We start from the raw sequence: 24,753 nt of genomic DNA on the forward strand, positions 1-24,753 counted from the left end.
GAATATTATTCAGGTTTGAACAGGCCTATCACTTCACCGGTCGCCTTGTCGCTGACCTTATCATCGGTCTGCTGCTCGCGGTAATCACACTCGACACACTCGACCGTTTCTATGCCGTTCTCCTTGAACAGCACTATGCTGTCCTGGGCCTGACATTTGGGGCATTTGGCTCCAGCCACAAAGCGTTTCTTGATCCTGTTCATCTTCTGAGTCTAGTTGATAAGCAATGGCATTATTTTGCCATATCTGTGGCCGCTGTGGCGCATTTTAAGCAGCGTTAGGACAATGTTTGTGCCATTAAGAAATAACCCATATAAAACCAGAAGGTTACAGCTGAATGTTGAAGGAAATATGTAGCAGATTATTTGGGATTGAGTCCAGACAAGGAATGGTATCGCGCAATTCCAATACCATTCCACCAGGAAGTTCACTTAACCCAATGAGCCGGCATCATTGAGTGGCAACACAAACTTTTATGCGGAGTACTATCAAGACAATCTGGCCAGGGTCTCCTGCACCTTGCGCAACCAATTGCAGTTATCACATTGACACTTGCGCCGTGACAAATGGTGCGGGCTCAGGCTGGAATCGACAAAGTCGACCGCTATCAATAACTGCTGCTTCAATTCTTCGAGTGATTTCTGCTCCAGATCCACCAGTTCATCATTCTGATTCATCCAGATACATTCCATTCCCTGATGACAAAAGTTACAGCGCTCATCCACCGGATTATAGAAACCCGCATGGGGACAATGACGCAATTCCATCGACTGTATCACCCTGGGACGGGCATACTCGAACAATTCGATCAGCTCCTGCTTATCTGGCACTGACATAAGGCCTCCAAATCTCTTCTGCCACTGCGGCTTGTTGCAAACAGGTTACTCTGGGGAGGGCGCAATGAAATTGATATAGGTCAAAGTGCCGCCCAAAAGGATACGCTAGGAAGCCTGGTTCTGAGCTGGATCCCAGAGTCACAACTTGCCGCTGTTATCCCTTGCTGTTTTAATGAGCTTCTGCTTGTTGTTATTTTGTATCCTTGCTTCTGCCAATGGAGAAATCGCTTGCAAACACCTGAGCTGCAGCACTTTTATATTTCGGAAGAGCAGTCTGTCTATCTGCTCAAGGCCGATGACGCTCGCAAACACAGAGCCTGGATCCGCCTCTGCCGCCAGCAACTGATCAAGTTGGGCTATGACGATCCGCAACTGATAGGCAAAGGTGCCTATGGTTTTGTGTTCGCCGGACGAAACCGCCATGGCCAGGAACATGTATTCAAGTTCTCCCGTATTACCCTGCCTCAGCAGGTGCAGGACAGACTGGAAGAAGAAGCCTTCATGCTGTCTCAGGTCAATCATCCCAATGTGCCGCCACTGATAAAGTTCGACAGAGTCGGGCGCCAGGGGATCTTGGTGATGGCCAGAGCTCAGGGCCAGGATCTGGATCAACGCTGCCGCCGCCAAGGCGCCTTGCCTGTGGCGGAAATCATGAGCATTGCCAGGCAGTTGGCGGATCTGCTGCAGTATCTGCGCAGTGGCAGACCCTTGGTACACGGGGATATCAAACCTTCCAACCTGGTTTATGACCCAGAGGAAGATAAGCTGTCTTTGATTGACTGGGGCTCGGCAGTATTTGCCCAGCGCGATGCCGACAACCGCCCGGTTGGCGGCAATGTGATGGAGTTAATGTCGAGCGATCAGCAGCATACCAACGCCCGCATGGGCGATGTTTACTTTATCGGCGATGAGCAACTCTCGGGGGCGCTTTCCAGCCCCAGGTTTGATGAACAGGGGGTTGCCGCCACCCTCTATGCGCTGGCGTCCGGCCAGGCCAGCCGCTTCGGTTCCCAGGTGATCCCGCCCACCAGCATAGGTCTGCCGCTAGAATTGGCCAGGATCCTCGAGGGGATGTTGGGCTCGGATCCTCTCACCCGTCTCAAGGCCGGCGACTACTTCCTGCGTAGCATGAGATACAGCCAGCATCTTTTACTGCCGCCGCTGCCACAGGAGCTGAATGCCGAGATCCCCGTCTGGGTACAGAAGCGGGCCCGGGACGTGGAAACCGTCAGCTACAGTTCGCGTAAGTCGTTTCTGCGCAGCCATCATCCGGACGCCGATGCCGAGGCTATTCGCGCAGAAGATATTCAACTGGAGAAGTACTACCGCAACTTCCTCGCCGGTATGGGAGACACAGAGAAGGGCTTTATCGCTGCCGTCGGCCGCCTAGGGCAGTATCCGATTGTGGGTGGCTTGGCGATTCATTGGCAGGAGACAGGCGTCTATATCGACTCCAACCTGGCGCTTTATGATGAAGAGCTCAGGCCGGCATTGATTCAGGCGGTCAACAACATGGTGACCCTGGCCCGGGGCATTCATCGCATAGGTATCTTCAAGGCCTGTTTCTTCAACGCCAAAGATACCCTGCACCTGGAGCGCAGCGCCCCTGCAGAGCAGTTCAAGGCCAAAGCAGATCAGCTGCTGCCCTTTGAGGTGGGCGATGTGCCGACACTCGAAGATCAATCCCGGCTGCACTCCTACTTTGAAGATGGCCGGGATCCGGATGAAAACCTGGAGCTGCCTGCGGAAATCATGACAGAGCTGGGCTGGCTCAACCAGATACACCACACAGGCTGTATCATCTTCGAAGCCCTGCCAACCCATATGAAGATCCACAGTTATCTGAGACTGCTCAACCCTAGAAAACAGGCGCAGTTTCGCGCCTGTCTGGACAGGATCCTCAGTCATGTCGACAAGATCCAGGGCCAGGGGGTCTCGGGGTTTATGAAGCTACCCTATAAAAATACCCGCAGGTTCGAGCACCTGCAGCGCAAGCCGGAGCGCTTCTATCCGAGAAACCCCAAGAGCGGTGGTTAGTCGCCGTAAGTAGTGGTCACACTCAAGCGGCGCTCATTTTCAAGATACTCACGGGCCACGGCTTCCAGGGCTTCACTATCCAGTTGCCCCAGCATTTGCCTGCGCTGTTGCCAACTCAGCCAACGGCCCGGTCGGCTCTGGGCCGTTGCCGCCAGATCCAACCAGAAACCGTTGCTGGCAGGTGCACTATCCAACCACTGCAACAAGGGCTGGCGCGCCCGCTCCAATAGATCGCTATCTATGCCGCCCTTGGCCTTGACTCTGGCCTCGACTGCGGCAAAGCCCTGTTCGGCCGCCTTCAGCTTGGCTGCATCTGTGACGGTAAACAGTCCCAGATAACCGTAACCTGTTGGATGCCAATCGAAATGATTGAAGGTATAAGGCGAATATCCGGCACCAGCTTTTTCCCTGACCTCTTCATTCAACAAAATGCCCATCACCTGTTCGAGTAACATCAGTTCACTGTGGCGTCGAACATCCTGCATGTCGGTTGTCGGCCACAGCCAGGCCAATGCCGCCGAGTTCTCGGCGCCTCTATGGAAAATCTGTCTCTGAGCCGGCACCTTGGGAAATACCGGCCGCTCGAAGGCCGGGGCCTTGGCAGGATGCCGCTTGATGGCACCGAATGTCTCGGCAACCGCTTTTATCCCCTGAGCCTCATCGAAATCACCTACCAGCGCGATTTCCAGCATTCCCTTATCCAGTGCCGATGCCAACACCTTGGCAATTTCAGAAAAGTCCCGCTGCAATACCTGTTCTTCCCGGCCGTAACCATAACGGTGATCGCCTGGGTGCAGGAGTCCACTCAAACCATCCCAGAAAGCGCTATTCGGGTTGGCATTACGGCTCTGGCTCTCTGCCTTGACTTGTTGCCGAAAGAGGGTAATGGCTTCCTGGCGCCAGCCCGGTGCGGTTAAAAAGGCGGCCTGTAACCCCAGCTGGGTTCTGAGTTCAGCGGCATTGGTATGGGTGACGCCGCCAAAGCCTTCAGTACTGACTCCTATATTTGCCGAAATGTCCTGCCCGGCAAAGATATCCGCCAACTGTTGCCAGGAGTGCTGCTCAAGCCCGCCGAGCAGAAAGGCGCTGTTAAATAGGGTGCCCAAACCCTCTTGGCGCGGAAATGGCAAATCACCGAATCCCAATGACAAGCTGACGGCCACATTGCTCTGCTCAAATTCGGTAGGCTTGAGGTTGAGCAGAGTCCCATTGGCAAAACGCAACTGGCGTATTCCGGTATCGGGATCCCTGTTGTCGGCGACAATTTTGCCCGGTTCCCCAAAGCTTTGATAAGCAAACTCGCTGGCTTTTGTGCTTGTATAGGGGGCAACGGGCTGCAGCTGACTCTGCTCATATGCCTTCAGCAATTGTGTTTCTACATCGACGGGGATCTTGGCAGCGGAGAGATAGATACCGGGTTGCCCCTGCCAAAGCTCTGCCAATGTCTGTTGGATAAGAGCCGGGGTAATCTGCGGCGCCAAGGCCTCAAAAATGGCCAGTTGATCTGAGGGGGCCAACATCAGCATGTCGTTGGCATCTAATGATACCAAGACTTCTGCCAAGTCGAAGCTATGAATGGTATTGCTACCGGCCAGATTGCGCTGGTAGTGCTTGTGTTCGCTCTTCAGCGCTTGCTGCAGCTCGTCGCTGCTAAAGCCGTATTGTAGGGCCTGACGTATAGTCTGCTCCAGCAGAGCCACGGCTTGCGGCCAGTTGTCTTCCTGGGTCTCCAGCGCCAGTTCCACCCTTACCGCAGTGCCAAACTCTGTGCCCAACTCAACAGAAGCATGGCTTACACCTTCCTCGGCAAACAGGTGTGACTGCAATCTCTGATAGAGCATACTCCCCAGCAGCGACTCGAGTATCATCTGTTGACGGAGCTCAATACTGTCAGGCTTTGGTGTTCTGGGAGTCAGTACCCCCAGAGAGACTTGAGTCGACAAACGAGGATTGAAGAAAGCGTCCGCCTGAGGCTGCTTTCTGACCACAGGCGGTGAAAGCTTCACCCGTGCCGGGGCAACCGCCTGAGGGTGCGGCTTCCAATCGGCAAACAACTGCTTGATTTGAGCCTCGGTACGGGCGATATCAAAGTCGCCTACCAGGATCAGTGTTGTTCGCTCAGGAGTATAGAAACGCTGGTATAAAGAGCGCAACTTGGCTACATCTGCAGCCTTGATGATATCAGCCTCACCGATAGGTAAACGTCTTGGCAGCAGGCTCGATGGATACCAAAAGTGCAGCTGATTACGATAATTTTCAAACTCAGCCGACTGATGCTCCTTGAGCTCGGCCAACACCACGGCTTTTTCCTGGGCAAGTGCCTTGGGATCCAGAGTGAGTCTGTCGGCAATCTCCCGCATCAGCATCAGCCCGGTATCCAACTTCTGCTCATCCCCTTGGGTGATGTTGAACTCATAGACCGTCTGTTCGAAATCAGTCACTGCATTGGTATCGGCGCCAAAACTTAAACCAAGACGTTGCAATCTTGGGATCATATCCCCTTCCGGGACAGCTGCCGAGCCTTTGAACGCCATATGCTCCAGCAAGTGCATCAGCCCCTGCTCATTTTCCGCCTCAAGCAGTGAGCCGGAGGCGATCCGCATCCGCATCACTATGGCGTTGGCCGGCGTCTTATTGTCCACCAATTGATATTTAAGACCATTGTCCAGTTGGCCCTGATGAATGCGAGGGCTAACGCTTAGCCCTTCGGCCTTGGCAACGAAGCAGAACAGCAGCAACAAGCTGCCGAGCCAGGCTCTGAGAAACAGGATTTTTGGCATAACGAATTCCCTCAAAAAAACAGAGGTTCGGTGCAAAAGGGCCCGAACCTCTGGAACATGAAAGATGCCAATATAAGACAAGAAATTAATTGTGTCACATAATCAATACCTTACAACGTACTAAATCGGTGAGCCCGGTGGCATTTTCGCAGGCTTGCTGATCACTCTGCCCCCGGCTTGTTTCAGTGCCTGTTCAAGCACTGTTTGCAGTTGTCCATAGTGGGCAGCCTTGTAACCTGAACTTCTTTTTTCTTTTCTGGGCAACTGCTTAAGCAGATAATCCAGCTTCATCCTCAACATGGCTTTGACTTCCGGGGCGCTGGCGTCACTCTCCAGACTCTGCAACATACCGTCCAAAACTACCGCATTTACCCTCATCGCAATACTGGTCTGATCTCCCGAAGGCAGTGATTTCAGCAGTGTCTTAGCCAGCAATCTATCCAGCAAATCCTCTACCGACAACTGCTCTGTGTCTCTGGCAAAGGCCTGATCCACTCGATTGAGCCGCTCAGGGTTCAACAGCGTCGACACTGTGTGACGACTGAGCACTTCTGCCATGGCCAATTGATCCACGGCAACCCCCAAAGATGAGTCGAAACTCTCGCGGCTACGGTAATAGTTGCCAGCCTTGGGCACCAGTTGCTCCAAAAGCTCAGTTGGCAGATATAGCTCTCTGGGATCCAGAGTCGCCAGCACAGTCTCCAATGCCCGCTTCTGCAATTCCGGTGCAATAAAGTGCCAGTTACCGCTACCGGCATCAGCCAGGTAATTGTAGTCAATGCCGCCAACAAACTTGGCCGCGGCGCTGATCTGGTAGCGATTCAACAGATAGATGGGCACCAGGGCATCACTGAGTTCGCCCAAGGGTTGCTCCGGCAACAGCGCCTTGGCGGAGAAGGTCTCCAGCGCCTGGCGCCTGACCAGCTGCATTCTTGCCAACTCCTTAACCGGATCCTCGCCTCTGTCCCAAAGGCTGGCATAGGCATGGGCGGCTGAAGTCGCCCTCGAATCACCCTCGCCTATGTATCTCAGCCCCTGCTGCTGCACCTCTTTGAGCAGCGACTTGAGCGCGGCCTGGGTTTGGGCTTCATCACCAAAGTCACCATAACCGTACTTGATGGCAAACTTATCCCAGGCCCCCAGCCCTTCGGCGTAAGGCTGGCTGATATCCACCCGCTTGCCATCGAGGCGCACATAGGGATGGGGGTAATCCATCACAGAAGCGTTGTTATTGGTGGAAGCAGCAAAGTTATGATCCAGCCCCAGGGTATGACCGATTTCATGAGCCGATAACTGGCGAATACGCGCCAGAGACAAGGCCATGGCGGCTTCATCGGCCGCTTGCCTGTCTTCCCAACCTGCGGTAAGGCCACGGGCAATCAGGTGATCCTGACGTACCCGCAGACTTCCCAGAGTGACCTGGCCCTTGATGATTTCACCACTGCGGGGATCTGTCACTGCTGCACCATAGGACCAGCCACGGCTGGCCCTGTGCACCCACTGGATCACGTTGTAGCGCACATCCTGAGGGTCGGCGCCTTCCGGCAATAGCTCCAACTTGAAGCCGTTGATAAACCCCGCCTCATTGAAAGCCTGCTCCCACCAGCGGCCGCCTTCGAGCAAGGCACCGCGGATAGGCTCGGGGACACCGGGATCCAGATAATAGGTAATGGGCTCAACCACTTCGCTTGGCTCAGGGCCAGGATTAACCTTCTGCAGCCGGTGGCGCAGCAAGAAGCGCTGGTTGATATCCTGATCTATGGCGGTGGCATAGTCCTTGTATTCATCGGACAGATAACCACTCATGGGGTGATAGAGGCGCGCCTGATAACCCGGCTCGGGCAAGGCGATAAAGGAGTAGCGCAGTCTCAGAGACAGGGCCTGGCCATCCGGGGTCACCTCGGCGACTCTGGCGCCGGCCTTATCACTGGCGAAAGTCAGCTGCACATCCACATCCGAGTTACGCTCGAACGACTTGACCGAGGCTGGCAACACCACAGAGCGGCTGGTGTCCAGACGATAATGCCCTTGGCCCCTGGCCGCCAACTGTTGGCTGATGCCGTGCAGGTCCTGCAACATCAAGTCGTTGACCGGCACCAGCAGACGTTTTCCCGGCAGGAGTTTGCCGCGCCAGAGCACTGATTCGGCAAAGGCTTCATGCACGGCTCTTTGCTCGGCTTGGTCGTCGGTATCGGCGCGAAAACGGGTATTGAGCTGTTTGAGCAGAATATAGGGGCCCTGGCGCTCAAACTGCACCATGCGGGTATACCCAAGTTGCCCACGGTCGAGCCCAATGTCATTGGATCCGGCGCCGTGGGGCAAGCTGGAGAGCAGCAACATAGGCTGGTTGAGTTTGCTCGGTTCCAGATACAGCTGCCCGGCTTTGGCATCATAAAAGAGATTGATAAAACCTTCGGCCTGAGTGCTTTCGCTGATGACGTCGGCGGCCTCCCTCTCCTGTGCCGCCTGCGCCAATCCGGGTACCGCGATCAGCGCCAACAACAAGGTCCAACTTTGAGGTTTCATCCCATCTCCTGATTGTTATCTGTAAGTTGCCATTCAAGTTAAGGGATCGGCCGGTTTATCTCAAGTCCTGCCCACCCATTCACTCAAGGTATCAAAGAGTTCATTGAGCATAATAGGCTTGGTGATATGAGCGTTCATTCCCGCCGCCAGGCTCTTCTCACGATCGCCTGACATGGCATGGGCCGTCATGGCGATAATCGGCAAGGTCTCCCTGTCGTATTTCTTGCGCAGTTCCCGGGTCGCCGTCAGGCCATCCATCACAGGCATCTGAATATCCATCAATACCGCATCGTATTGGCGCTGCTCCACCATATCGAGGGCAATTTGACCATTGTCGGCCAGATCTACCTCATAACCGGCGCTGCGCAGCAGTTCGGAGGCCACCTGCTGGTTGATCAGGTTGTCTTCCACCAGCAGTACCAGGCCTTTATGACCACCGCTCTGGTTGTCGGTAATTTCAGCCACAGTCGCCGAATGAGGTTTCTCGGCAAAGGCTGAGATTATCTCATCAAACAGAGTCGAGGCCTTGAAGGGCTTTTGCAGCAGCGCAAACACATTGGCATCTTCCACTTCCTGGGCCAATGGACCGGCGGCATAGGCCGTCATCATGATCACCACGGGGCGCTTGCTTATTCTGCCATTGGCCACCATTTCATCCAGGGTACGGATCACCTCACGGCCATCCATTTCCGGCATCATCCAGTCGATTAGCAGTAGGTCGGTTTCCTGTTTTTCCAACTTATAAAGGGCTTCGGCACCGCTGGCAGCAGTGTCCACCTCGAAGTGGAAATCGCGCATCAGGGTCGAATATATCTGCAGCGCCGTAGAGTTATCGTCCACCACCAGCGCCCGCAGGCTGTTGAGTTGCTCCGGCATCACCAGAGGTTCAATCTTGGCCTCTTCGGCGATTTCAAAGCTGATGGTAAAGCTGAATACACTGCCGACACCCGGCTCACTCTGCACCTGCATCTTGCCGCCCATCATGGACACCAGATGCTTGCTGATGGACAAGCCAAGGCCGGTGCCACCATATTTACGGGTGGTGGAACCATCCGCCTGGGCAAAGGCATCAAACAGTATCTCCTGCTGCTCCTTGCTGATCCCTATGCCTGTGTCGCGAACCCAGAATTTGAGGGTTATACGATGATCGCGTTCGCCGACATCTTCACAGCCGAGTTCAATCTCCCCTTCAGAGGTAAACTTGACCGCGTTGGACAAGAGATTCACCAGCACCTGGCCGAGACGCAGCGGATCACCCTTGAGCATAAGTCCGGCGGTCACAGGGGCATACAGTAACAGCTCAACCCCTTTCTCCTGCGCCTTGAGTGAGTTGATATCCAAGGCGTGCTCCAGCACCTTGTCCAACGGGAAGGAGACCCGCTCCAGCTCCAGCTTCCCGGCTTCAATCTTGGAGAAGTCGAGAATGTCATTGATGATCCGCAGCAATGATTGGGCCGAGAAGCCGGCCTTCTCCAGATAATCTTTCTGCTGCACCGTCAGGTTGGTGCGCTGCGCCAGTTGCAGCATGCCTATGATGGCATTCATCGGCGTGCGGATCTCATGGCTCATATTGGCCAAGAATTCACTCTTGTAGAGGTTGGCCAGTTCGGCATCTTTCTTGGCCTCCAGCAAGGCCACCTCGTTGCTCTTGCTGCGGGTAATGTCCTTGTGGGTACCCAGCATACGCCTGGGCTCATTGTTGGCGGTAAATTCCACCACCCGGCCACGGGACAGCACCCAGTGATACTGCCCGCTCTTGCCGCGCATTCGGAACTCTATCTCATAGGCGCCTATGGGATCGGCCAGATACTGCTCGCGATACTCTTCAACCCGGATCCTGTCGTCCGGATGGATCAGCTCGTCTATGGTCGACAGCAGCGCCGGAAACTCATTGGTCTTGTAGCCCAGCATGGTGTAGTAGGCCGGGTTGCAGATGATCTGCTCCGAATCCAGATACCAGTCCCACAGGCCATCTTCCACCGCATCCATCGCCAGGTGATAACGTTCTTCCGACAAACGCAACTGCTCGGCGGCTTCATATTCGCGGGTCACATCACGCCAAACGGCAATCAAGCCCAGCATCTCGCCGCGGCGGTTATAAAACGGCAGCTTGAGGGTATCGAGCAGCACGGGCTTGCCCGCCAGCTCGACCTTTTCCTGATAGCGCAGCGGCGCCCTGTCCTTGAGCACCTGTTCATCCTCGGCGCGAATTCTGGCGGCCTGCTCCGGGGTGGTCAAAGTATCTGAATTCAGGCCGATCATCTCGGCCTCGGTATAGCCAAGTACCCGCTCGGCTGACTTGTTGCAGCCGAGGTACTTGCCTTCTTTGTCTTTGAAGACAATGGCTTCAGGAATCGAGTCCAACAAAGAGCGCAGCAGGGCGTATTCCCGCTCCCGCTTTTCTGTGGTTTCCTTCAGCCGCTCGGTGCGCCGGGCCACCAGTTTATCCAGCCGCTTGTTCTGCTCTGCCAGGTGACGGGTATATTGCTGGTTTTCTTCAAAAATGCGGCTGACCAACTGGAACCAGGGCTCCCAGCCCTGGGTGATCTTCGCCGGCGGCCGGATCGGCTCACGGGAACAGTCTTCCAGGTGTGACAGCAAGCGCGAGGCCGGGCTGACGAAAGAGCGGCGAGTCTGCCAGTGCACTATGGTCACCAGCACAGACAAGGCCAGTACCACTAAAATAAAGCTCAGCTGCAGCTTCTCGAACGAGTCCAGAAACAGATCGTCAACATCCTGCAGATAGAGCAAGCGCCAAGGGGCGTTGTGCAGCGCCACTGAGTGGATGTAATAGCCGTTACGGATCATCCCCTCGTGGGCATCGAACAGCTCGGACTCAGGCAATGAATGCAGCTCGGATGGGATCCGCTGACTGATGTGGTAGACCCGGTTAATGCTGGAGGTATCAAAATCGCTGTGGGAAAGAATATTATTGCCCTGATCCAGCAAAATCACAGTGCCCGGCATTTTGAAATAGAGACGTATCTGTTTGGCGAGCGATGCCAGTGTCATATCCAGATTAATTGAGCCGATAAACTCATCTTCGAGATAGATGGGCACCCCGAGGGTGGTCAACAGGCCATTACCGGCCGAGTCCACATAGGCCTCACTCCAGAACACACTGCGCTGGGGGTTCATCGCCGGAGTCGCCAGTTGAAACTGTTTCTTGTTCAGCAGTTCATCGCGAAAACGCTGCTCGTCCGAGGGCCAGGGGTAATAGGACATCATCCGCCGCTTGGACAGATAATAGATGGCCGAGGCCTTGGGCGCAGCCTCCTTGGCGACCGGGAACGACAATGACAGCTCAAACAGCATCTCCAGTTCCTGATAGAACTTGTCGCCGCGGCCATCGAGAGTACCTGAGCCGGTTATCCGCCCCATGTTGGTGAAGGGTTCACCACTCCTGGCGTAATTAGGCTCCAGGGTAAAGAACTGCCCACTTTCGTTGAATTTCTCGTACTGAGGCAGCCTGTCCTTGCGCACCTGCTCGGCCAGGCGCAAGTGGTCCACGGCCACATTACGCAGGCTCTTGACCGCACGGATACTGGATTCCAGCAAGAGGTCAATCTGCATCACATGGCGATCGACCTGTTCTTCCCTGAGCTCCATCTGCTGGGTCTTCTGGCGTTCAAAAAACACCCAGGCGGTGAGCAACGCCAGTACAATCACCCCCATATAGGTGTAAAACACTGCACGGTTGTAATTTTTCTGGATCGGAGATTTCAGCTGCAGATCCGGCTCACTCAATTTCATCCATTACCCTTGCATCACGGCCCATCCCCAAGCGGTGGGGAAGAAAGATATCATATACTTAATTTGGCTGCATATGCAGTACCCCGCACAAAGCAAAGGCCCCGAAATGGGGCCTTTTTCAGTAGCAGGGTTTATCAGAGCTGCTCTTCGGCAAACTCTGCCAGCCGTGAGCGCACTACGCCGTTGAGATAAATGTTGGCACTACCCTCAAAATTTTTAAAGCGTTCAACCATATAGGTTAAACCCGAGGTGACCGCGGTCAGATAGTTGGAGTCTATCTGCGCCAGGTTACCGCAACAGATAAGCTTGGTGCCTTCTCCCATACGGGTGATCATGGTTTTCAGCTGTGAGGCCGTCAGGTTTTGACACTCATCCAGCAATACCACCGAGTTCTGAATCGAACGCCCACGCATAAAGTTAATCGACTTAAACTGGATATTGGCCTTTTCCATTATGTAGTTGAGTGAACCACTGGGGTTAACATCATGCTTGTGCAGCACCTCCAGGGTATCGGTAATTGCCGCCAGCCAAGGAGCCATTTTTTCCTCTTCCGTGCCCGGCAGGAAGCCTATCGATTCGGCAATTTCCGGGGTGTTACGGGTGACTATCACCTTGTCGTAGAGATTTCGCTCCACCACCAGCTCCAATGCTGCCGCCATCGCCAACAGTGTTTTGCCGCATCCTGCTGGGCCGGTGAGAATAACCAGATCGATATCGGGATCCATCAAGGCCTGCAGCGCCATGCCCTGATAGATGTTCTTCGGTCTCACGCCCCAGGCCTCCATATTCATCAGGCGATCGCGACCGAGATCCAGCACATTGAGACTGGTTTCACTGCGGCCGACCACCCGGCCACAAAATTCGGACTCATCGTCCAGTAGATATTGGTTGATATAAAACAGATCGTCGCCCAGGTCCTTGAGCGGCACATCGTGCACAGTATGACGGCCATGACGCTCGGTGGCCACTTTGTGCAGATGCTCCCAGAAGTTGCCTTCAAATTGATGAAAACCCTTGGACAGAAAACGTATGTCATCGATCAGCTGATCTGTGCGGTAGTCTTCTACCAGGAGTATCCCGGCACCTTTGGCCTTGAGACGCATATTGATGTCTTTGGTGACCAGCACCACGGTACGGGGCTCGTATTGATTTTGCAGATGCAGGGCTGTGTTGATGATGCGGTTGTCGTTGTTGTCGCCGGGCAGCGAGCCTATGGTGAATTCAATCTGGTGGTCGGGGAAGATGGCCAGAGTACCTGTGGCATCTGTGTGCCCTTCGCGGCTTGGAAGGGGAACCCCTTTGATTATCTGTTCCGGAGTGGTCTTGCCGCCGAGGATATCTTCCAGCGCCCGAATGGCGACCCTGGCATCGCGGCTGACATCCCGCTTTCTGTCTTTTATCTGGTCCAATTCCTCCAGTACCGTCATTGGGACCACAACATCATGTTCTTTAAAGGAGTAAATCGCTAAGGGTTCATGTAATAACACATTGGTATCAAGTACAAACAACTTTCTGTCGTCTTGTTCCATGGCGCCTCCATTTGCGTCAATGAGCTACTCACAGCTTTGTTGTCATGGGCCAGCGCAGGCCTGGGGTTGGGGTATATGTCACTCCTGTTTCTAACTGATTGCGGGTAGGTTTCACCACTGTGACATGGCTTAAACTAATACTGGCACCTTTAGCAACGGATGACAAATACCCTTTGCAGTCTCTTTAATGGCCACTGCGCGGTATCCGTTTTTGAGTGTAGGATGCTAAAGATGACGATTGGATGACAAGCGGACGAAAAGGCCTGCTGGGCAGGATTGGTATTATACTCGGATTGGTATAACATACGCGCCCTTTGTGAATCCGCCCGAAGATGAGAGTTAAAGATGCCCTTCGCCTTAGGTCAACGCTGGATCAGTGATACCGAATCAGAGCTTGGTTTGGGTACAGTAGTACAACTGGAAGGCCGCATGGTCTCACTGCTGTTCCCCGCCACCGGAGAGAACCGCATGTTCTCCCGCAACGACGCCCCGTTAACCCGGGTGATTTATAACCCAGGTGATCAGGTCAAGAGCCATGAAAACTGGACACTGACCATCAACTCTTTGGATGAAAAAGACGGGCTGGTGATCTACACCGGCATTCACAGCGAAACCGGCGAAGAAGTGCAGCTGAGGGAAACCTTGCTGGATCACAATATTCGTTTCAACAAACCGCAAGACAGGCTCTTTGCCGGCCAGATAGACAGACTGGACAGATTCGGAGTGCGCTACGCCGCCCAGCAGCTGCGCCACAATCTGGCCACCTCAGATCTGCTGGGGCTGCAAGGTCCCAGAGTCGGCCTTATTCCGCATCAGCTGTGGATTGCCCATGAGGTCGGGCGCCGCTACGCGCCACGGGTGCTGCTGGCCGATGAAGTGGGTCTGGGCAAGACCATAGAAGCCGGCCTCATCATTCATCAACAGTTGATGACAGGCCGCGCCGAGCGGGTACTTGTGATAGTACCAGATACCTTGCGCCACCAATGGCTGGTGGAGATGCTGCGCCGCTTTAACCTGCGATTTGCCGTATTCGATGAAGATCGCTGCATCGAAGCCTTTGCCGACCATGACAACCCCTTCTACACCGAACAGTTGGTGATCTGCTCACTGGAACTGCTGCGCAAGAAGCGCCGTCTCGACCAGGCGCTGGATGCCGACTGGGATCTTATGGTGGTCGATGAGGCCCATCACCTGGAGTGGACCGAAGAGGCTCCGAGCCGGGCCTATCAGGTGGTTGAAGCTCTGGCGGAAGTGGTGCCCGGCGTACTGCTGCTGACCGCGACCCCGGATCAGTTGGGCCATGAGAGCCACTTTGCCCGACTGCGACTGCTGGATCCGGATCGTTTCTACGACTATCAAGCCTTTATCAAAGAGGAACAAGGCTACAAAGAGGTGGCCCTCGCCGCCGAGGCGCTGGCAAGTGGCAACAAGCTGCCCGACAATGCCATCAACAGCCTGACCGAACTCTTGTCCGAGAAAGATATCGCCCCCGCTATTCGCCTTATCCAGGCTGACGGCGTCGATGCCGAGCAGCAGCAAGCCGCCCGTGACGAGCTGCTGCAAGAGCTGCTCGATAGGCACGGCACGGGTCGGGTGCTGTACCGCAACAGCCGCGCCTCGGTCAAAGGCTTCCCGAAACGCATTTTCAACGCCTATCCACAGGCCATGCCGGAGCAGTACCTCACTGCGGCCCGAGTCAGTGCCATGATGAATGGTCACCGCACCCTGGAAATGAAGGCCGCCTACGCGCTGGCGCCGGAAAAAATGTATCAGGAGTTTGATGAAAACTCCGCCGCCTGGTGGAAGTTCGACCCCAGGGTCGACTGGCTCATCGATTTCCTCAAGCAAAACCGCAGCAAGAAAGTGCTGATCATCGCCAGTCAGGCCGCCACGGCGCTGAGTCTGGAAGAAGCGCTGCGCACCCGTGAAGGGATCCTCGCCACTGTGTTCCATGAGGGCATGTCCATCATAGAACGGGACAAAGCCGGTGCCTTCTTCGCCCAGGAAGAGGGTGGTGCCCAGGCGCTGATCTGCTCGGAAATCGGTTCCGAAGGGCGTAACTTCCAGTTCGCCAGCCAGTTGGTGCTGTTTGATCTGCCATTGAACCCGGATCTGCTGGAACAGCGCATAGGTCGCCTGGATCGCATAGGTCAGAACCATGATGTAGAGATCCACCTGCCCTTCCTCACCGACACGGCGCAGGAGCGTCTGTTGGCCTGGTACCATGAAGGCCTCAACGCCTTCGAACTCACCTGCCCCGGCGGTCATATTCTGTTCAAGGAGTTTGGCGCCCAGTTGCTGCCACTGCTGGTAGAAGAAAACGAAGAAGAGATGGCTAAGCTGCTGCGCGACACCCGCAGCCGTTATAAAGAGCTAAAGCAGGCAATGGAGCAGGGCCGCGACAAGCTGCTGGAACTCAACTCCCACGGCGGCGACAGGTCATTGGCATTGGCCGAGAGACTGGCGCAGATGGATAACGACACCCAGCTTATCGGCTCAGTGATCCGTCTGTGGGACATCATAGGTCTGGATCAGGACGATAGAGGCGAAAACACCATAGTGCTGCGCCCGAGTGAGCACATGATGTATCCCACTTATCCTGGCCTGCCGGAAGATGGCATTACCGTGACTTTCGACCGGGAAACCGCCCTGTCCCGCGACGATATCGCCCTGATAACCCAGGAGCATCCTCTGGTGCAAACCGGGTTGGATCTGATCACAGGTTCTGAGACAGGCACCACAAGTGTTGCCATCCTCAAGAACAAGGCGTTGCCGGCAGGTACCGTGTTCCTGGAGCTTATCTATCTGGCACAGGCCTCGGCGCCCAAGTCCAGCCAGCTGTATCGCTATCTGCCGCCGACACCACTGCGTATTCTGCTGGATAAAGACGGCAACAATCTGTCTGACAAGGTGAGCTACGAGCATTTTGATCGCCAGCTCAGCGCGGTTAACCGCCATATCGGCAGCAAACTGGTCAACGCCTCGCAGGCGATATTGCATCCACTGCTGGCCAAGGGCGAAGCCCACGCTATGGAGGCTATGTCCAACCTGCAGGCCGAAGCGCAGCAGCAGATGGAGCGCCAATTGGGCGCCGAGCTGGAACGTCTGGAAGCCCTCAAGGCGGTGAACCCCAATATCCGCGATGCCGAGCTTGAGTATCTGCAAAATCAGATAGCCGAACTACGCGGCTATTTGGATCAATGCCAGCTGCAGCTCGATGCCGTGCGCCTGGTGCTGGTCAGCCACGCCTGATAATCCACTCAAATATCATCCCCCAAGACCCGCTAACTGCGGGTCTTGTTTTTTGCGCTAAATTTCAGAAGCCCTGGTGCACCACGCCTTCAAGCATTGGATCGACACACAAACTTTCGATACAACAGCTACTAGTGCACAAATTTGCGGCTTATAATTTTGGCATTGAGTCAATAAAGGCTGCAGAATCATGCTATTCCAGCCTATGAAAAGTTTAAGGAGTTCCCTTGGCGCTGATATCCAGGACGATAGCTATGCTGTGCTTTTTCCCCTTGATGGCACTGGCAGCCGACGAACCAGCCAACAAAGACATGGCCAACCAGGCGCAGACTCAACCAGAGCCAGCGAGTCAAACGCCTGAAACAGCCCCTATGAAACCCAGAGACAATAGCCGGGCGTTGGAGCATGTCGCCGCCTCAGAACTGCAAAAGATCCAAGTAGATGGCGAGGAGCAAGCCGTTCTGATACGCCCCTGGAGTGGCCCGAAACAATTGGGCGCGGCGCTGTTACTGCCGCCTCCCGGCACCCACGCCGATGCCCCCGGGCTCAACGCCTTCTTGCGCCGCAACATCAATCCCGCAGGCTGGGCCAGTCTCAGCATCACACCACCGCCCTTTCCTGAGCAGCCCAACTTCACCACAGAGGCCCAGGAAATAAGCAAGGCAGGCGATGGCAAAATGCCGGGGAAACGCAACCAGGCAACGAGCCGCCGAGAGGCAGAGGAATGGCAGAAACTCAGGAAACAGCAACAGAGCTTTATCCAACAGAGTCTGGCGCAATTGGACACCTTGGGAGCCCCCTTTCCAGGCAAGCGCTTGCTGATAGCCCAGGATCAGTCCGCCGCCTTGGTAATTGAGTTGTTGGCAGCGCAGAAGTTGGCCAAACCGGACTTGCTGGTGGTGATCAATCCCTACCTTGACGATCCCGATGCCAATCTGGCCTTGCCAAAGCAGCTGGCCGGATTGGAGTTGGCGGTACTCGATATCCAATCCCCCGACGGTCATCAAGCCTCGCAGGCCACGGTAAAAAGTCGTAAATCGCTGGCAATGAGCCAGCCGGACAATCAATACCGGCAGCAATTACTGGCGCTGGATCTGCGTCAGGATGTAGCCTTTGAAAACACCTTGATGATGATAGAAGGCATGGCCAGAAAGGTGCTGAAACAGCTGGCAGCAAACGAAAAAACGGCCACTGAAGCCAATCAGTGACCGTCTAATACAGAAGTTGCTGCCGAAATCGGCTCCCAGGCCAAGCTTTCCGTAGAGTAAATGTCGGGAATGCGATTACTCTTTCTTGCCGCCATTGGAGAACATTAATGCCAGGGAGATGAGCACCACTGTGCCGCCCATGAACAGCAAGTCCAGTGCCGAGCTGGGTTTGATATCGGCAAAGAAGGAAAACACCTTGATGATCAACATCATCAATATCACTTTGCCCAGCTTGCTCTTGAGCGCATCTATGCTGGAGATGATCAATATCTTGCCGCCGGTATCCGAGTTACTGGCCGGTTCCAGGTTACGGATAAAGAGTTCATAGAGGCCGAAAGCGAAGATCAGCAGCACGGCCCCGAGCAGGAAGGTATCCAGTATCTCCACCAATACCATCACAAGATCATTGCGCACATCATAGCTGCCACTGAGCAGGTATTCCCACAGTAGGGCAAACATATGCAGCACGTCCTTGACTCCCATGACAAAAGTGACCAAGGCCGCCAACACACAGGAGAAGACTCCAACCATGACAGACAAGCGACTGCCCCAGAGCAAGCGTTCAAAAAAAATCCGCATCCCAATTCCTATTTATAAATAAAGTGACGGATTTTCAGGCGCTTCTGTCATATAGGTCAAGTTAATATTTATTTAGCCGTGAAGGATATCTCACCAGTTTCGCCGCGGTTCAAAGGCCCGCTCGGGGTCCTTGCCCTGCCGCACGGCGGCAATGGTTCTGTTACGCCCCAAGAGCAAACGTACCTGACTCCAGGACTCCCGCGCCAGCAGGCGCCTGCGGGAACCTTTCCAGCTGCGGTTGATACTCAGCTTTATCGCCGCCAACGCATCCGGAGAGCGCTCATTGAGCCCACATGCCAGTTCTTGTGCCCGGGCCAGAGGATCACTGCAGCACTCGGTCACCAGCCCAAGTTCCAACGCCTTGGGAGCCGGGATTAATTCCGCCGTCATACTGAGTTTCAATGCCTGATCTTTTGCCAGAATTTCCCGCAAACTCACCAGGCCACCCATGTCGGGAACCAAGCCCCACTTGGCCTCCATTATTGACAACTCGGCGTCATTGGCGGCAATACGAAAATCGGCGCCGAGCGCAATTTGCAAGCCGCCGCCATAGCAGCGGCCATCCAAGACGGCAATGACAGGAACCGGTAGCTCTCGCCAGGCGACAGACACCTGCTGCGCCAAATTGGCATTGCCCGGTAGCCACTTGAACAGCAGCTTCAGCGCTTGCCAGGGAGAGTTAGCCACACTCTTGATATCCAAGCCCGAGCTGAATTGGCCGCCCTCGCCTCTAAGGATCACCGCCCGCAAATGCCGTTGACGGCGCAAATGACGCGCCATCGCCTTGAGCTCGCTGAACATGGTGTAATTAATGGCGTTGAGCTTATCCGGCCGGTTCAAGCTAACGATAGCCAACTGTTGCTGCCATTCCAGGCTGAGAGTCTGCCACTGCATCTGCAGGTCCTTGAAAGTTGAAGTTATGTTAACGGTATCACCATCAAACAGGTCAGGCCAGATCAAAAATCTCTCTATTTCAATATCACAGCACAGTTTAAATTTTGGCTTACGTCAATAAACTGACATTGGTTTTGACTTAGTGGCGACAAGTGTTCACAATATCGACCCTCAACAGGCAAGCCATTGCACTAAATAAGATTTTATCCTGCCAAATATGAGAAACGGGCATAAAGTCCGTATCCGCCGGTATATTGCTATCGGCCCTGTCCTCACTGATCCAGCGGCATAGTCAGAGGATAATCACAAAAAATGCCGCTGTAGGTGTTATCTTCAAGTAATGCGGTAGAACAGGAAATCTCTATGGCGATTCCGGTACTCATATGCGACGACTCTGCACTGGCGCGAAAGCAGATGGCCCGTACTCTTCCCAAAGAATGGGAAGTCGACATCAACTTTGCTGCCAATGGCGCCGAAGGACTTGAGGCTATCCGCGCCGGCAAGGGTGAGATTGTCTTTTTGGATCTCAATATGCCGGTCATGGACGGTTATGAAGTGTTGCAAGCCATTCAACAACAAGATCTGCCGGCCATGGTGATAGTCGTCTCGGGCGATATCCAAATTAAAGCCCATCAAAGAGTCAAAGCCTTGGGCGCGCTGGATTTTATTCAAAAGCCCGTCAGTGCAGATGCCATTCGCAACATACTACAGGAATATGGCATTTTACAGTTGGCCGAAGGCGGCGACGGCAACGAAGAGCCAATGATCCAGGTGGATATGCGTGATGCCTGCCAGGAAGTCGCCAACGTTGCCATGGGTCGCGCCGCCGATCTGCTGGCCAAGTTGCTGGATGTATTTGTGCTCCTGCCCATTCCCAACGTCAATGTGCTGGAGGTCAGTGAGTTGACCATGGCACTCAAAGCCACAGAGCAAAGCCCCAAGATATCGGCGCTGTGTCAGGGTTTTATCGGTGCCGGCATTGCCGGTGAGGCGCTACTGCTGTTTCACGACTCCAGCTTCAAGGATATGGCCAAATTGATGGGCCTGTCAGACCCCGAAGACACCAACACGGAAATCGAGGTGATGATCGACACAGCCAACGTGTTGATCGGCGCCTTCCTCAGCGGCATCTCGGAGCAGCTGGATATGCAATTCAGCCAGGCACACCCTGTGGTGCTCGGACGGCATTGCACAGTGAACGATCTGATCCACGATAACTCAGATCGCTGGCAGCGCACGCTGGCGATGGAGATCAACTATCGCATCGAAGATCACAATGTGCAGTGTGATCTGCTACTGCTCTTTACCGAAGACTCCTTGCCGACGCTGAATTTCAAGCTCGGCTATCTGATGAACTGACAAAACAGGTTTGCCATGGCAAAGGATTTGAATGCAATAAATGAACTGCACTGGCTGATCGACATGGTGCAAACCATAGAGGTTGGCCTGGTGGTGCTGGACAGAGAATACAATATTCAGCTGTGGAATGGCTTTATGGAAAACCACAGTGGCGTCTCTCCCAACGATATCAAGGGCAACAACCTGTTTGAACGTTTTCCGGATCTGCCGGCCAGTTGGCTCAAGCAGAAGATGGAATCTGTGTTTCTGCTGAAAAACCGCGCCTTCATCAGTTGGGAGCAGAGGCCCTATGTATTCAAATTCAAGAACTATCGGCCCATCACAGGCCGCGCCGAATTCATGTTCCAGAATGTCACCCTGCTGCCGCTGGCCTCTCTGACCGGGCAGATCTCCCATATCAGCATTATTATCTATGATGTGACGGATATCGCCATCAACAAGCTACAGCTCAAAAGCGCCAACGAACGCCTGGAACACCTGAGTCAAACCGATGGCCTGACCCAACTGCACAATCGCAGACACTGGCAATTTTGCATGCAGCGGGAGTTTGATCGCCACACCCGCTATGGCGAGCCAGCCAGCCTGGTGATGTTCGATATAGATCACTTCAAACGGATTAACGACAGCCTGGGGCATATCGCCGGAGACAGGGTTATTCAGCATCTGTCCCATATTCTCAGCCAAAACCTCAGGGAAACCGACTGCGCCGGGCGCTATGGCGGCGAAGAGTTTGCCGTGGTCTTGTCCCACACCAGCGCCGAAGATGCCCGCTCCTTTGCCGAGCGGCTACGCACTCAGATAGAAAGTAGCCGCTTCAGCTTCAATGGTCAGCCGGTACCTTTTACTATCAGTTTGGGGATCTGCGATCTGAGTGACGAGGTGGAAAACAGCGACCAATGGTTGGCCAATGCCGATCAAGCCCTATATCAGGCCAAGGTTTCCGGCCGCAACTGCGTCAGTATTTTCAGCGATTGATTTGCCGGGAAGACACCAATAAAAAACCACTCTGAGAGTGGTTTTTTATTGGTCGTGCAACCGGGTCAGGAGAGGCGCTCTACCGAGCCACCTAGGCCTTTGAACTTATCTTCGATATGTTCATAGCCTCTATCCAGATGATAGATACGATCCACCACTGTGGTGCCTTCGGCCATCAGTCCGGCAATCACCAAACTGGCAGACGCCCGCAGATCGGTCGCCATCACCTGAGCACCATTGAGCTGTTCAATACCGTGAATAATACAAGTATTGCCTTCCAGCTCCATATTGGCGCCCATACGGTTCAACTCGGGCACATGCATAAAGCGGTTCTCAAAGATGGTTTCCGTGATAGTGCCTGTGCCTTCTGCCAGTGCATTGAGCACACAGAACTGCGCCTGCATATCGGTCGGAAATCCTGGGTAAGGCAGAGTCTTGATATTGACTGACTTGGGACGCTTGCCCTTCATATCCAGGGCTATCCAGTCGCTGCCGGTAAGGATTTCGGCGCCGGCATCTTCCAGTTTGGCCAGCACAGCTTCCAGCGAGCCAGGATCGGCATCCAGACAACGGATCCGGCCACGGGTCACGGCTGCAGCCACCAGAAACGAGCCTGTCTCAATTCTGTCCGGCATCACCCGATAACGGCACCCATTGAGTTTTTCCACCCCTTGAATCCGTATGGTGGCTGTTCCGGCGCCCTCAATCTTGGCCCCCATGGCGATAAGGCACTTGGCCAGGTCCACCACTTCGGGTTCGCGGGCGGCGTTTTCAATCACGGTTTCACCATCGGCCAAGGCCGCGGCCATCAGCAGATTCTCCGTGGCACCGACACTGACCATATCCATAAAGATATGCGCGCCCTTGAGGCGACCATCGACCCGCGCCTTGATATAGCCTTCATCGACTTCTATCTTGGCGCCCATCTGCTCCAGGCCATGCAGGTGCAGGTTCACCGGCCGGGCACCTATGGCGCAGCCCCCCGGCAGAGACACATCCGCCTTACCGAAACGTGCCAGCAAGGGCCCCAGGATCAGAATCGAGGCGCGCATGGTTTTCACCAGATCATAAGGGGCGCAAAACTCATTGATGCCGCTGGCATCGATACGTATCTGCCCTTTACCTTGCTCGCTGACATCGGCACCGAGGCAACGCAATAACTTACAGCTGGTGTTAACGTCCCTCAGATTAGGTACGTTGGAGACCAGGAATTCCGATTCAGTCAACACCCCGGCCATCAGGATAGGCAGAGCGGCGTTCTTGGCTCCTGAGATCACCACGTTACCGGCAAGCGCACCGCTTGCCTGAATTTTCAGTTTATCCACATTGATACTCTAGGCTGGCATGTTGAAGATTTTTTCACGCTGCCACTGGGTAGGCGTAAAAGTCTTAATACTGAGCGCATGCATCTCACCACTGGTGATCTTATCCATCAGGGGCGCATAGATAGCCTGCTGCTGCTTGATACGGCTCATGCCATCGAAACATTCACCCACGGCCACTATCTTGAAATGACTGCCTTCGGCGCTGACATAAACTTCCGTCAACGAGAGTGAGTCCTTTAATATTTGTTCTATCTCTGTGGTATTCATAGGAAACTTACCTAGTTTGGCCCTCTTTGGTAAAGAAGGCATCCAAATCATACAGGGCGATCAACTTACGCACCTGTGGCGAGGGAGAAGCCAGGGTCAGCTCCCCCTTTCTGAGACTGACAAGCTCCATTAGAAACGCCATGCCGGCACTGTCCGAGTATGTCAGCTCGCTGAGATCCAACCGGCGCACATCGGCCGGCAGCAGTGTCTTGCGCGTTTTCCACAAGCGGGTGACTTCTTCTTGAGTCAAACGCCCGCTCAACTTGCAGCTATCGCCCTGTGGCTCAAGCTTCATAGCGCATCCTTGCCTTTGGGGCCATCGGGATCCACGTGAGCCTGAGTGCGCTCTTTAAGCATCTCAATCACGGCATCTATGCCTTTTTGGCGAATGAGTGTAGTGACTTCCGATTGCTTGGAGGCCAGCAAGCTGACACCTTCGGCAACCAGGTCAAAGGCCTTCCAGGTATCGTCCTTCAAACGACGTGCCTTGAACTGCAACTTGATGGGCGGACGACCCGCTTCAATGATCTGTACATTCACCTCGACTATCTTTTCCTGGCTGAAGTCGATGGCGCGGCCAAATTCCACCTTCTGATTGGTGTACTCGGTAAAAGCCTGGGCATAGGTGGAAACCAGATAGCCCTCAAACGCATCGACAAAGGCATCACGCTGCTCTCTGGTGGTCTGCTGCAGGTATTGGCCCATCACCTTGTAAGCGGCGTACTTGTAATCCACATAAGGCATCAGCTCCTCTTTAACGATCACCTTGAGGTGATCCGGATTGCTGTCGATAATGCTCTTATCCTGGTGAAAACGGTTAAATGTCTTGTCGGCAACCTGCTCCACCATGACATAAGGGTTGCTGGTATCGATATCGGCCGCCTGTGCCACCGATGCAGACGCCAGGCAGGCGACGGCCAACAGATTACGGATTATCCCTTTAAACATCTCAGTGCTCCTAGTTGTCCTTTGAACCCATGCTATATAAAAACTGTCCGATCAACTCCTCCAGCACCAGTGCCGAACGGGTATCGTCAATGCGATCGCCATCTTGCAAAATCGCGATATCGTCATCCATAAACCCGGGCGTCAAGCCGAGAAACTGTTCACCCAGCAAGCCAGAGGTCAAGATAGCCAGGCTGCTAGTTTCAGGAAACTGGTCGTAACGCTTATCCATAGTCAGAGTCACCACTGGCACCATCTGCTTGGGATCCAGGGTGATCTGACTGACCCGGCCGACAACCACACCGCCCACTTTGACCGGCGAGCGTACTTTAAGGCCGCCAATATTACTGAACTTAGCTGTCAGAGTGTAAGTATTGCTAGCGGACTGCACCTCCACATTGGCCACCTTGTATACCAGCAGCAAAAAAGCCACCAGTCCCGCCAACAGGAAGAGTCCCACCATAAATTCAATTTTTCGTGTCAACATA

Annotated in this window: 18 protein-coding genes; 5 read left to right on the forward strand and 13 right to left on the reverse strand. The window is 54.3% G+C overall.

All coding sequences use genetic code 11. The features are described 5' to 3' along the window. Nucleotides 1-5: 5 nt before the first annotated feature. The gene (locus CX651_RS10835) at nucleotides 6-203 is read right to left on the reverse strand and encodes a YheV family putative zinc ribbon protein (RefSeq protein ID WP_039034984.1); all 198 of its coding nucleotides are present in this window, start codon (nucleotides 201-203) and stop codon (nucleotides 6-8) included. Between the two features lie 285 nt (nucleotides 204-488). Continuing rightward, nucleotides 489-836 (reverse strand): hypothetical protein, encoded by a 348-nt coding sequence (locus tag CX651_RS10840; protein WP_101056011.1) that lies wholly within the window; start codon nucleotides 834-836, stop codon nucleotides 489-491. Nucleotides 837-1,064: 228 nt separating this feature from the next. On the opposite strand from CX651_RS10840, the gene CX651_RS10845 reads away from it, so the two are divergent. Beyond that, nucleotides 1,065-2,873 carry a protein kinase domain-containing protein gene (locus tag CX651_RS10845; RefSeq protein WP_101056012.1) on the forward strand — a complete coding sequence of 603 codons (1,809 nt, stop codon included), beginning with the start codon at nucleotides 1,065-1,067 and terminating at the stop codon, nucleotides 2,871-2,873. Here the strand turns inward: CX651_RS10845 and CX651_RS10850 are convergent. From CX651_RS10850 to CX651_RS10865, 4 genes are all read right to left on the reverse strand, one after another. Next, entirely contained in the window at nucleotides 2,870-5,653 is a 2,784-nt protein-coding gene (locus CX651_RS10850) for a M16 family metallopeptidase (protein ID WP_101056013.1), read from the reverse strand. The two genes, CX651_RS10845 and CX651_RS10850, sit on opposite strands and share 4 nt — an antisense overlap. A 120-nt stretch (nucleotides 5,654-5,773) precedes the next feature. Next, entirely contained in the window at nucleotides 5,774-8,179 is a 2,406-nt protein-coding gene (locus CX651_RS10855) for a zinc-dependent metalloprotease (protein ID WP_101056014.1), read from the reverse strand. 60 nt (nucleotides 8,180-8,239) lie between these two features. Next, nucleotides 8,240-11,932: a response regulator gene (locus CX651_RS10860; RefSeq protein WP_101056015.1), complete on the reverse strand. Its 3,693-nt coding sequence runs from the start codon at nucleotides 11,930-11,932 to the stop codon at nucleotides 8,240-8,242. 134 nt (nucleotides 11,933-12,066) lie between these two features. Next, the gene (locus CX651_RS10865; protein WP_039033471.1) at nucleotides 12,067-13,461 is read right to left on the reverse strand and encodes a PhoH family protein; all 1,395 of its coding nucleotides are present in this window, start codon (nucleotides 13,459-13,461) and stop codon (nucleotides 12,067-12,069) included. A gap of 345 nt (nucleotides 13,462-13,806) precedes the next feature. On the opposite strand from CX651_RS10865, the gene rapA reads away from it, so the two are divergent. After that, nucleotides 13,807-16,713: an RNA polymerase-associated protein RapA gene (gene rapA, locus CX651_RS10870; RefSeq protein ID WP_101056016.1), complete on the forward strand. Its 2,907-nt coding sequence runs from the start codon at nucleotides 13,807-13,809 to the stop codon at nucleotides 16,711-16,713. Nucleotides 16,714-16,940: 227 nt separating this feature from the next. Further along, nucleotides 16,941-17,921 carry a DUF3530 family protein gene (locus CX651_RS10875; RefSeq protein ID WP_146226012.1) on the forward strand — a complete coding sequence of 327 codons (981 nt, stop codon included), beginning with the start codon at nucleotides 16,941-16,943 and terminating at the stop codon, nucleotides 17,919-17,921. 75 nt (nucleotides 17,922-17,996) lie between these two features. Here the strand turns inward: CX651_RS10875 and CX651_RS10880 are convergent, their stop codons facing one another. After that, nucleotides 17,997-18,500, reverse strand: a complete 504-nt coding sequence (locus CX651_RS10880; RefSeq protein WP_039033473.1) for a YqhA family protein — start codon at nucleotides 18,498-18,500, stop codon at nucleotides 17,997-17,999. A gap of 90 nt (nucleotides 18,501-18,590) precedes the next feature. Beyond that, the gene (locus CX651_RS10885) at nucleotides 18,591-19,394 is read right to left on the reverse strand and encodes a crotonase/enoyl-CoA hydratase family protein (RefSeq protein ID WP_101056042.1); all 804 of its coding nucleotides are present in this window, start codon (nucleotides 19,392-19,394) and stop codon (nucleotides 18,591-18,593) included. Nucleotides 19,395-19,757: 363 nt separating this feature from the next. Here CX651_RS10885 and CX651_RS10890 point away from each other — a divergent pair, with 363 nt between their 5' ends. Both CX651_RS10890 and CX651_RS10895 read left to right on the forward strand, forming a co-directional pair. Then, nucleotides 19,758-20,753, forward strand: coding sequence for a response regulator (locus tag CX651_RS10890; RefSeq protein ID WP_101056018.1), 996 nt, complete (start codon nucleotides 19,758-19,760; stop codon nucleotides 20,751-20,753). Nucleotides 20,754-20,768: 15 nt separating this feature from the next. After that, nucleotides 20,769-21,728 carry a GGDEF domain-containing protein gene (locus CX651_RS10895; RefSeq protein ID WP_101056019.1) on the forward strand — a complete coding sequence of 320 codons (960 nt, stop codon included), beginning with the start codon at nucleotides 20,769-20,771 and terminating at the stop codon, nucleotides 21,726-21,728. 65 nt (nucleotides 21,729-21,793) lie between these two features. Here the strand turns inward: CX651_RS10895 and murA are convergent, their stop codons facing one another. The 5 genes from murA to mlaD are packed head-to-tail and all read right to left on the reverse strand — an operon-like array spanning nucleotide 21,794 to nucleotide 24,752. Next, nucleotides 21,794-23,053, reverse strand: a complete 1,260-nt coding sequence (murA, locus tag CX651_RS10900; RefSeq protein ID WP_101056020.1) for a UDP-N-acetylglucosamine 1-carboxyvinyltransferase — start codon at nucleotides 23,051-23,053, stop codon at nucleotides 21,794-21,796. A 9-nt stretch (nucleotides 23,054-23,062) separates the two neighbouring features. Beyond that, complete coding sequence (locus tag CX651_RS10905) at nucleotides 23,063-23,320, reverse strand: BolA family protein (RefSeq protein ID WP_039033477.1); 258 nt, start codon at nucleotides 23,318-23,320, stop codon at nucleotides 23,063-23,065. 7 nt (nucleotides 23,321-23,327) lie between these two features. Then, nucleotides 23,328-23,615, reverse strand: a complete 288-nt coding sequence (locus CX651_RS10910) for an STAS domain-containing protein (protein ID WP_101056021.1) — start codon at nucleotides 23,613-23,615, stop codon at nucleotides 23,328-23,330. Next, a complete protein-coding gene (locus tag CX651_RS10915) occupies nucleotides 23,612-24,268 on the reverse strand; it encodes an MlaC/ttg2D family ABC transporter substrate-binding protein (protein ID WP_101056022.1) in 657 nt (218 codons plus the stop codon). The genes CX651_RS10910 and CX651_RS10915 overlap by 4 nt, the downstream gene beginning before the upstream one ends. A 10-nt stretch (nucleotides 24,269-24,278) precedes the next feature. Continuing rightward, nucleotides 24,279-24,752 (reverse strand): outer membrane lipid asymmetry maintenance protein MlaD, encoded by a 474-nt coding sequence (gene mlaD, locus CX651_RS10920; RefSeq protein WP_101056043.1) that lies wholly within the window; start codon nucleotides 24,750-24,752, stop codon nucleotides 24,279-24,281. Nucleotide 24,753 lies beyond the last annotated feature (1 nt).

Source organism: Shewanella chilikensis (genome assembly GCF_002836945.1).
Taxonomy (GTDB): Bacteria; Pseudomonadota; Gammaproteobacteria; order Enterobacterales; family Shewanellaceae; genus Shewanella; species Shewanella chilikensis.

Excerpts from the sequence above, each read along its gene's own strand:
- CX651_RS10835 (WP_039034984.1), bottom strand. The coding sequence starts at position 203 with ATGAACAGGATCAAGAAACGCTTTGTGGCTGGAGCCAAATGCCCCAAA.
- CX651_RS10840 (WP_101056011.1), bottom strand. The coding sequence starts at position 836 with ATGTCAGTGCCAGATAAGCAGGAGCTGATCGAATTGTTCGAGTATGCC.
- CX651_RS10850 (WP_101056013.1), bottom strand. The coding sequence starts at position 5,653 with ATGCCAAAAATCCTGTTTCTCAGAGCCTGGCTCGGCAGCTTGTTGCTG.
- CX651_RS10855 (WP_101056014.1), bottom strand. The coding sequence starts at position 8,179 with ATGAAACCTCAAAGTTGGACCTTGTTGTTGGCGCTGATCGCGGTACCC.
- CX651_RS10860 (WP_101056015.1), bottom strand. The coding sequence starts at position 11,932 with ATGAAATTGAGTGAGCCGGATCTGCAGCTGAAATCTCCGATCCAGAAA.
- CX651_RS10865 (WP_039033471.1), bottom strand. The coding sequence starts at position 13,461 with ATGGAACAAGACGACAGAAAGTTGTTTGTACTTGATACCAATGTGTTA.
- rapA (WP_101056016.1), top strand. The coding sequence starts at position 13,807 with ATGCCCTTCGCCTTAGGTCAACGCTGGATCAGTGATACCGAATCAGAG.
- CX651_RS10880 (WP_039033473.1), bottom strand. The coding sequence starts at position 18,500 with ATGCGGATTTTTTTTGAACGCTTGCTCTGGGGCAGTCGCTTGTCTGTC.
- CX651_RS10885 (WP_101056042.1), bottom strand. The coding sequence starts at position 19,394 with ATGCAGTGGCAGACTCTCAGCCTGGAATGGCAGCAACAGTTGGCTATC.
- CX651_RS10890 (WP_101056018.1), top strand. The coding sequence starts at position 19,758 with ATGGCGATTCCGGTACTCATATGCGACGACTCTGCACTGGCGCGAAAG.
- CX651_RS10895 (WP_101056019.1), top strand. The coding sequence starts at position 20,769 with ATGGCAAAGGATTTGAATGCAATAAATGAACTGCACTGGCTGATCGAC.
- CX651_RS10905 (WP_039033477.1), bottom strand. The coding sequence starts at position 23,320 with ATGAATACCACAGAGATAGAACAAATATTAAAGGACTCACTCTCGTTG.
- CX651_RS10910 (WP_101056021.1), bottom strand. The coding sequence starts at position 23,615 with ATGAAGCTTGAGCCACAGGGCGATAGCTGCAAGTTGAGCGGGCGTTTG.
- CX651_RS10915 (WP_101056022.1), bottom strand. The coding sequence starts at position 24,268 with ATGTTTAAAGGGATAATCCGTAATCTGTTGGCCGTCGCCTGCCTGGCG.
- mlaD (WP_101056043.1), bottom strand. The coding sequence starts at position 24,752 with ATGTTGACACGAAAAATTGAATTTATGGTGGGACTCTTCCTGTTGGCG.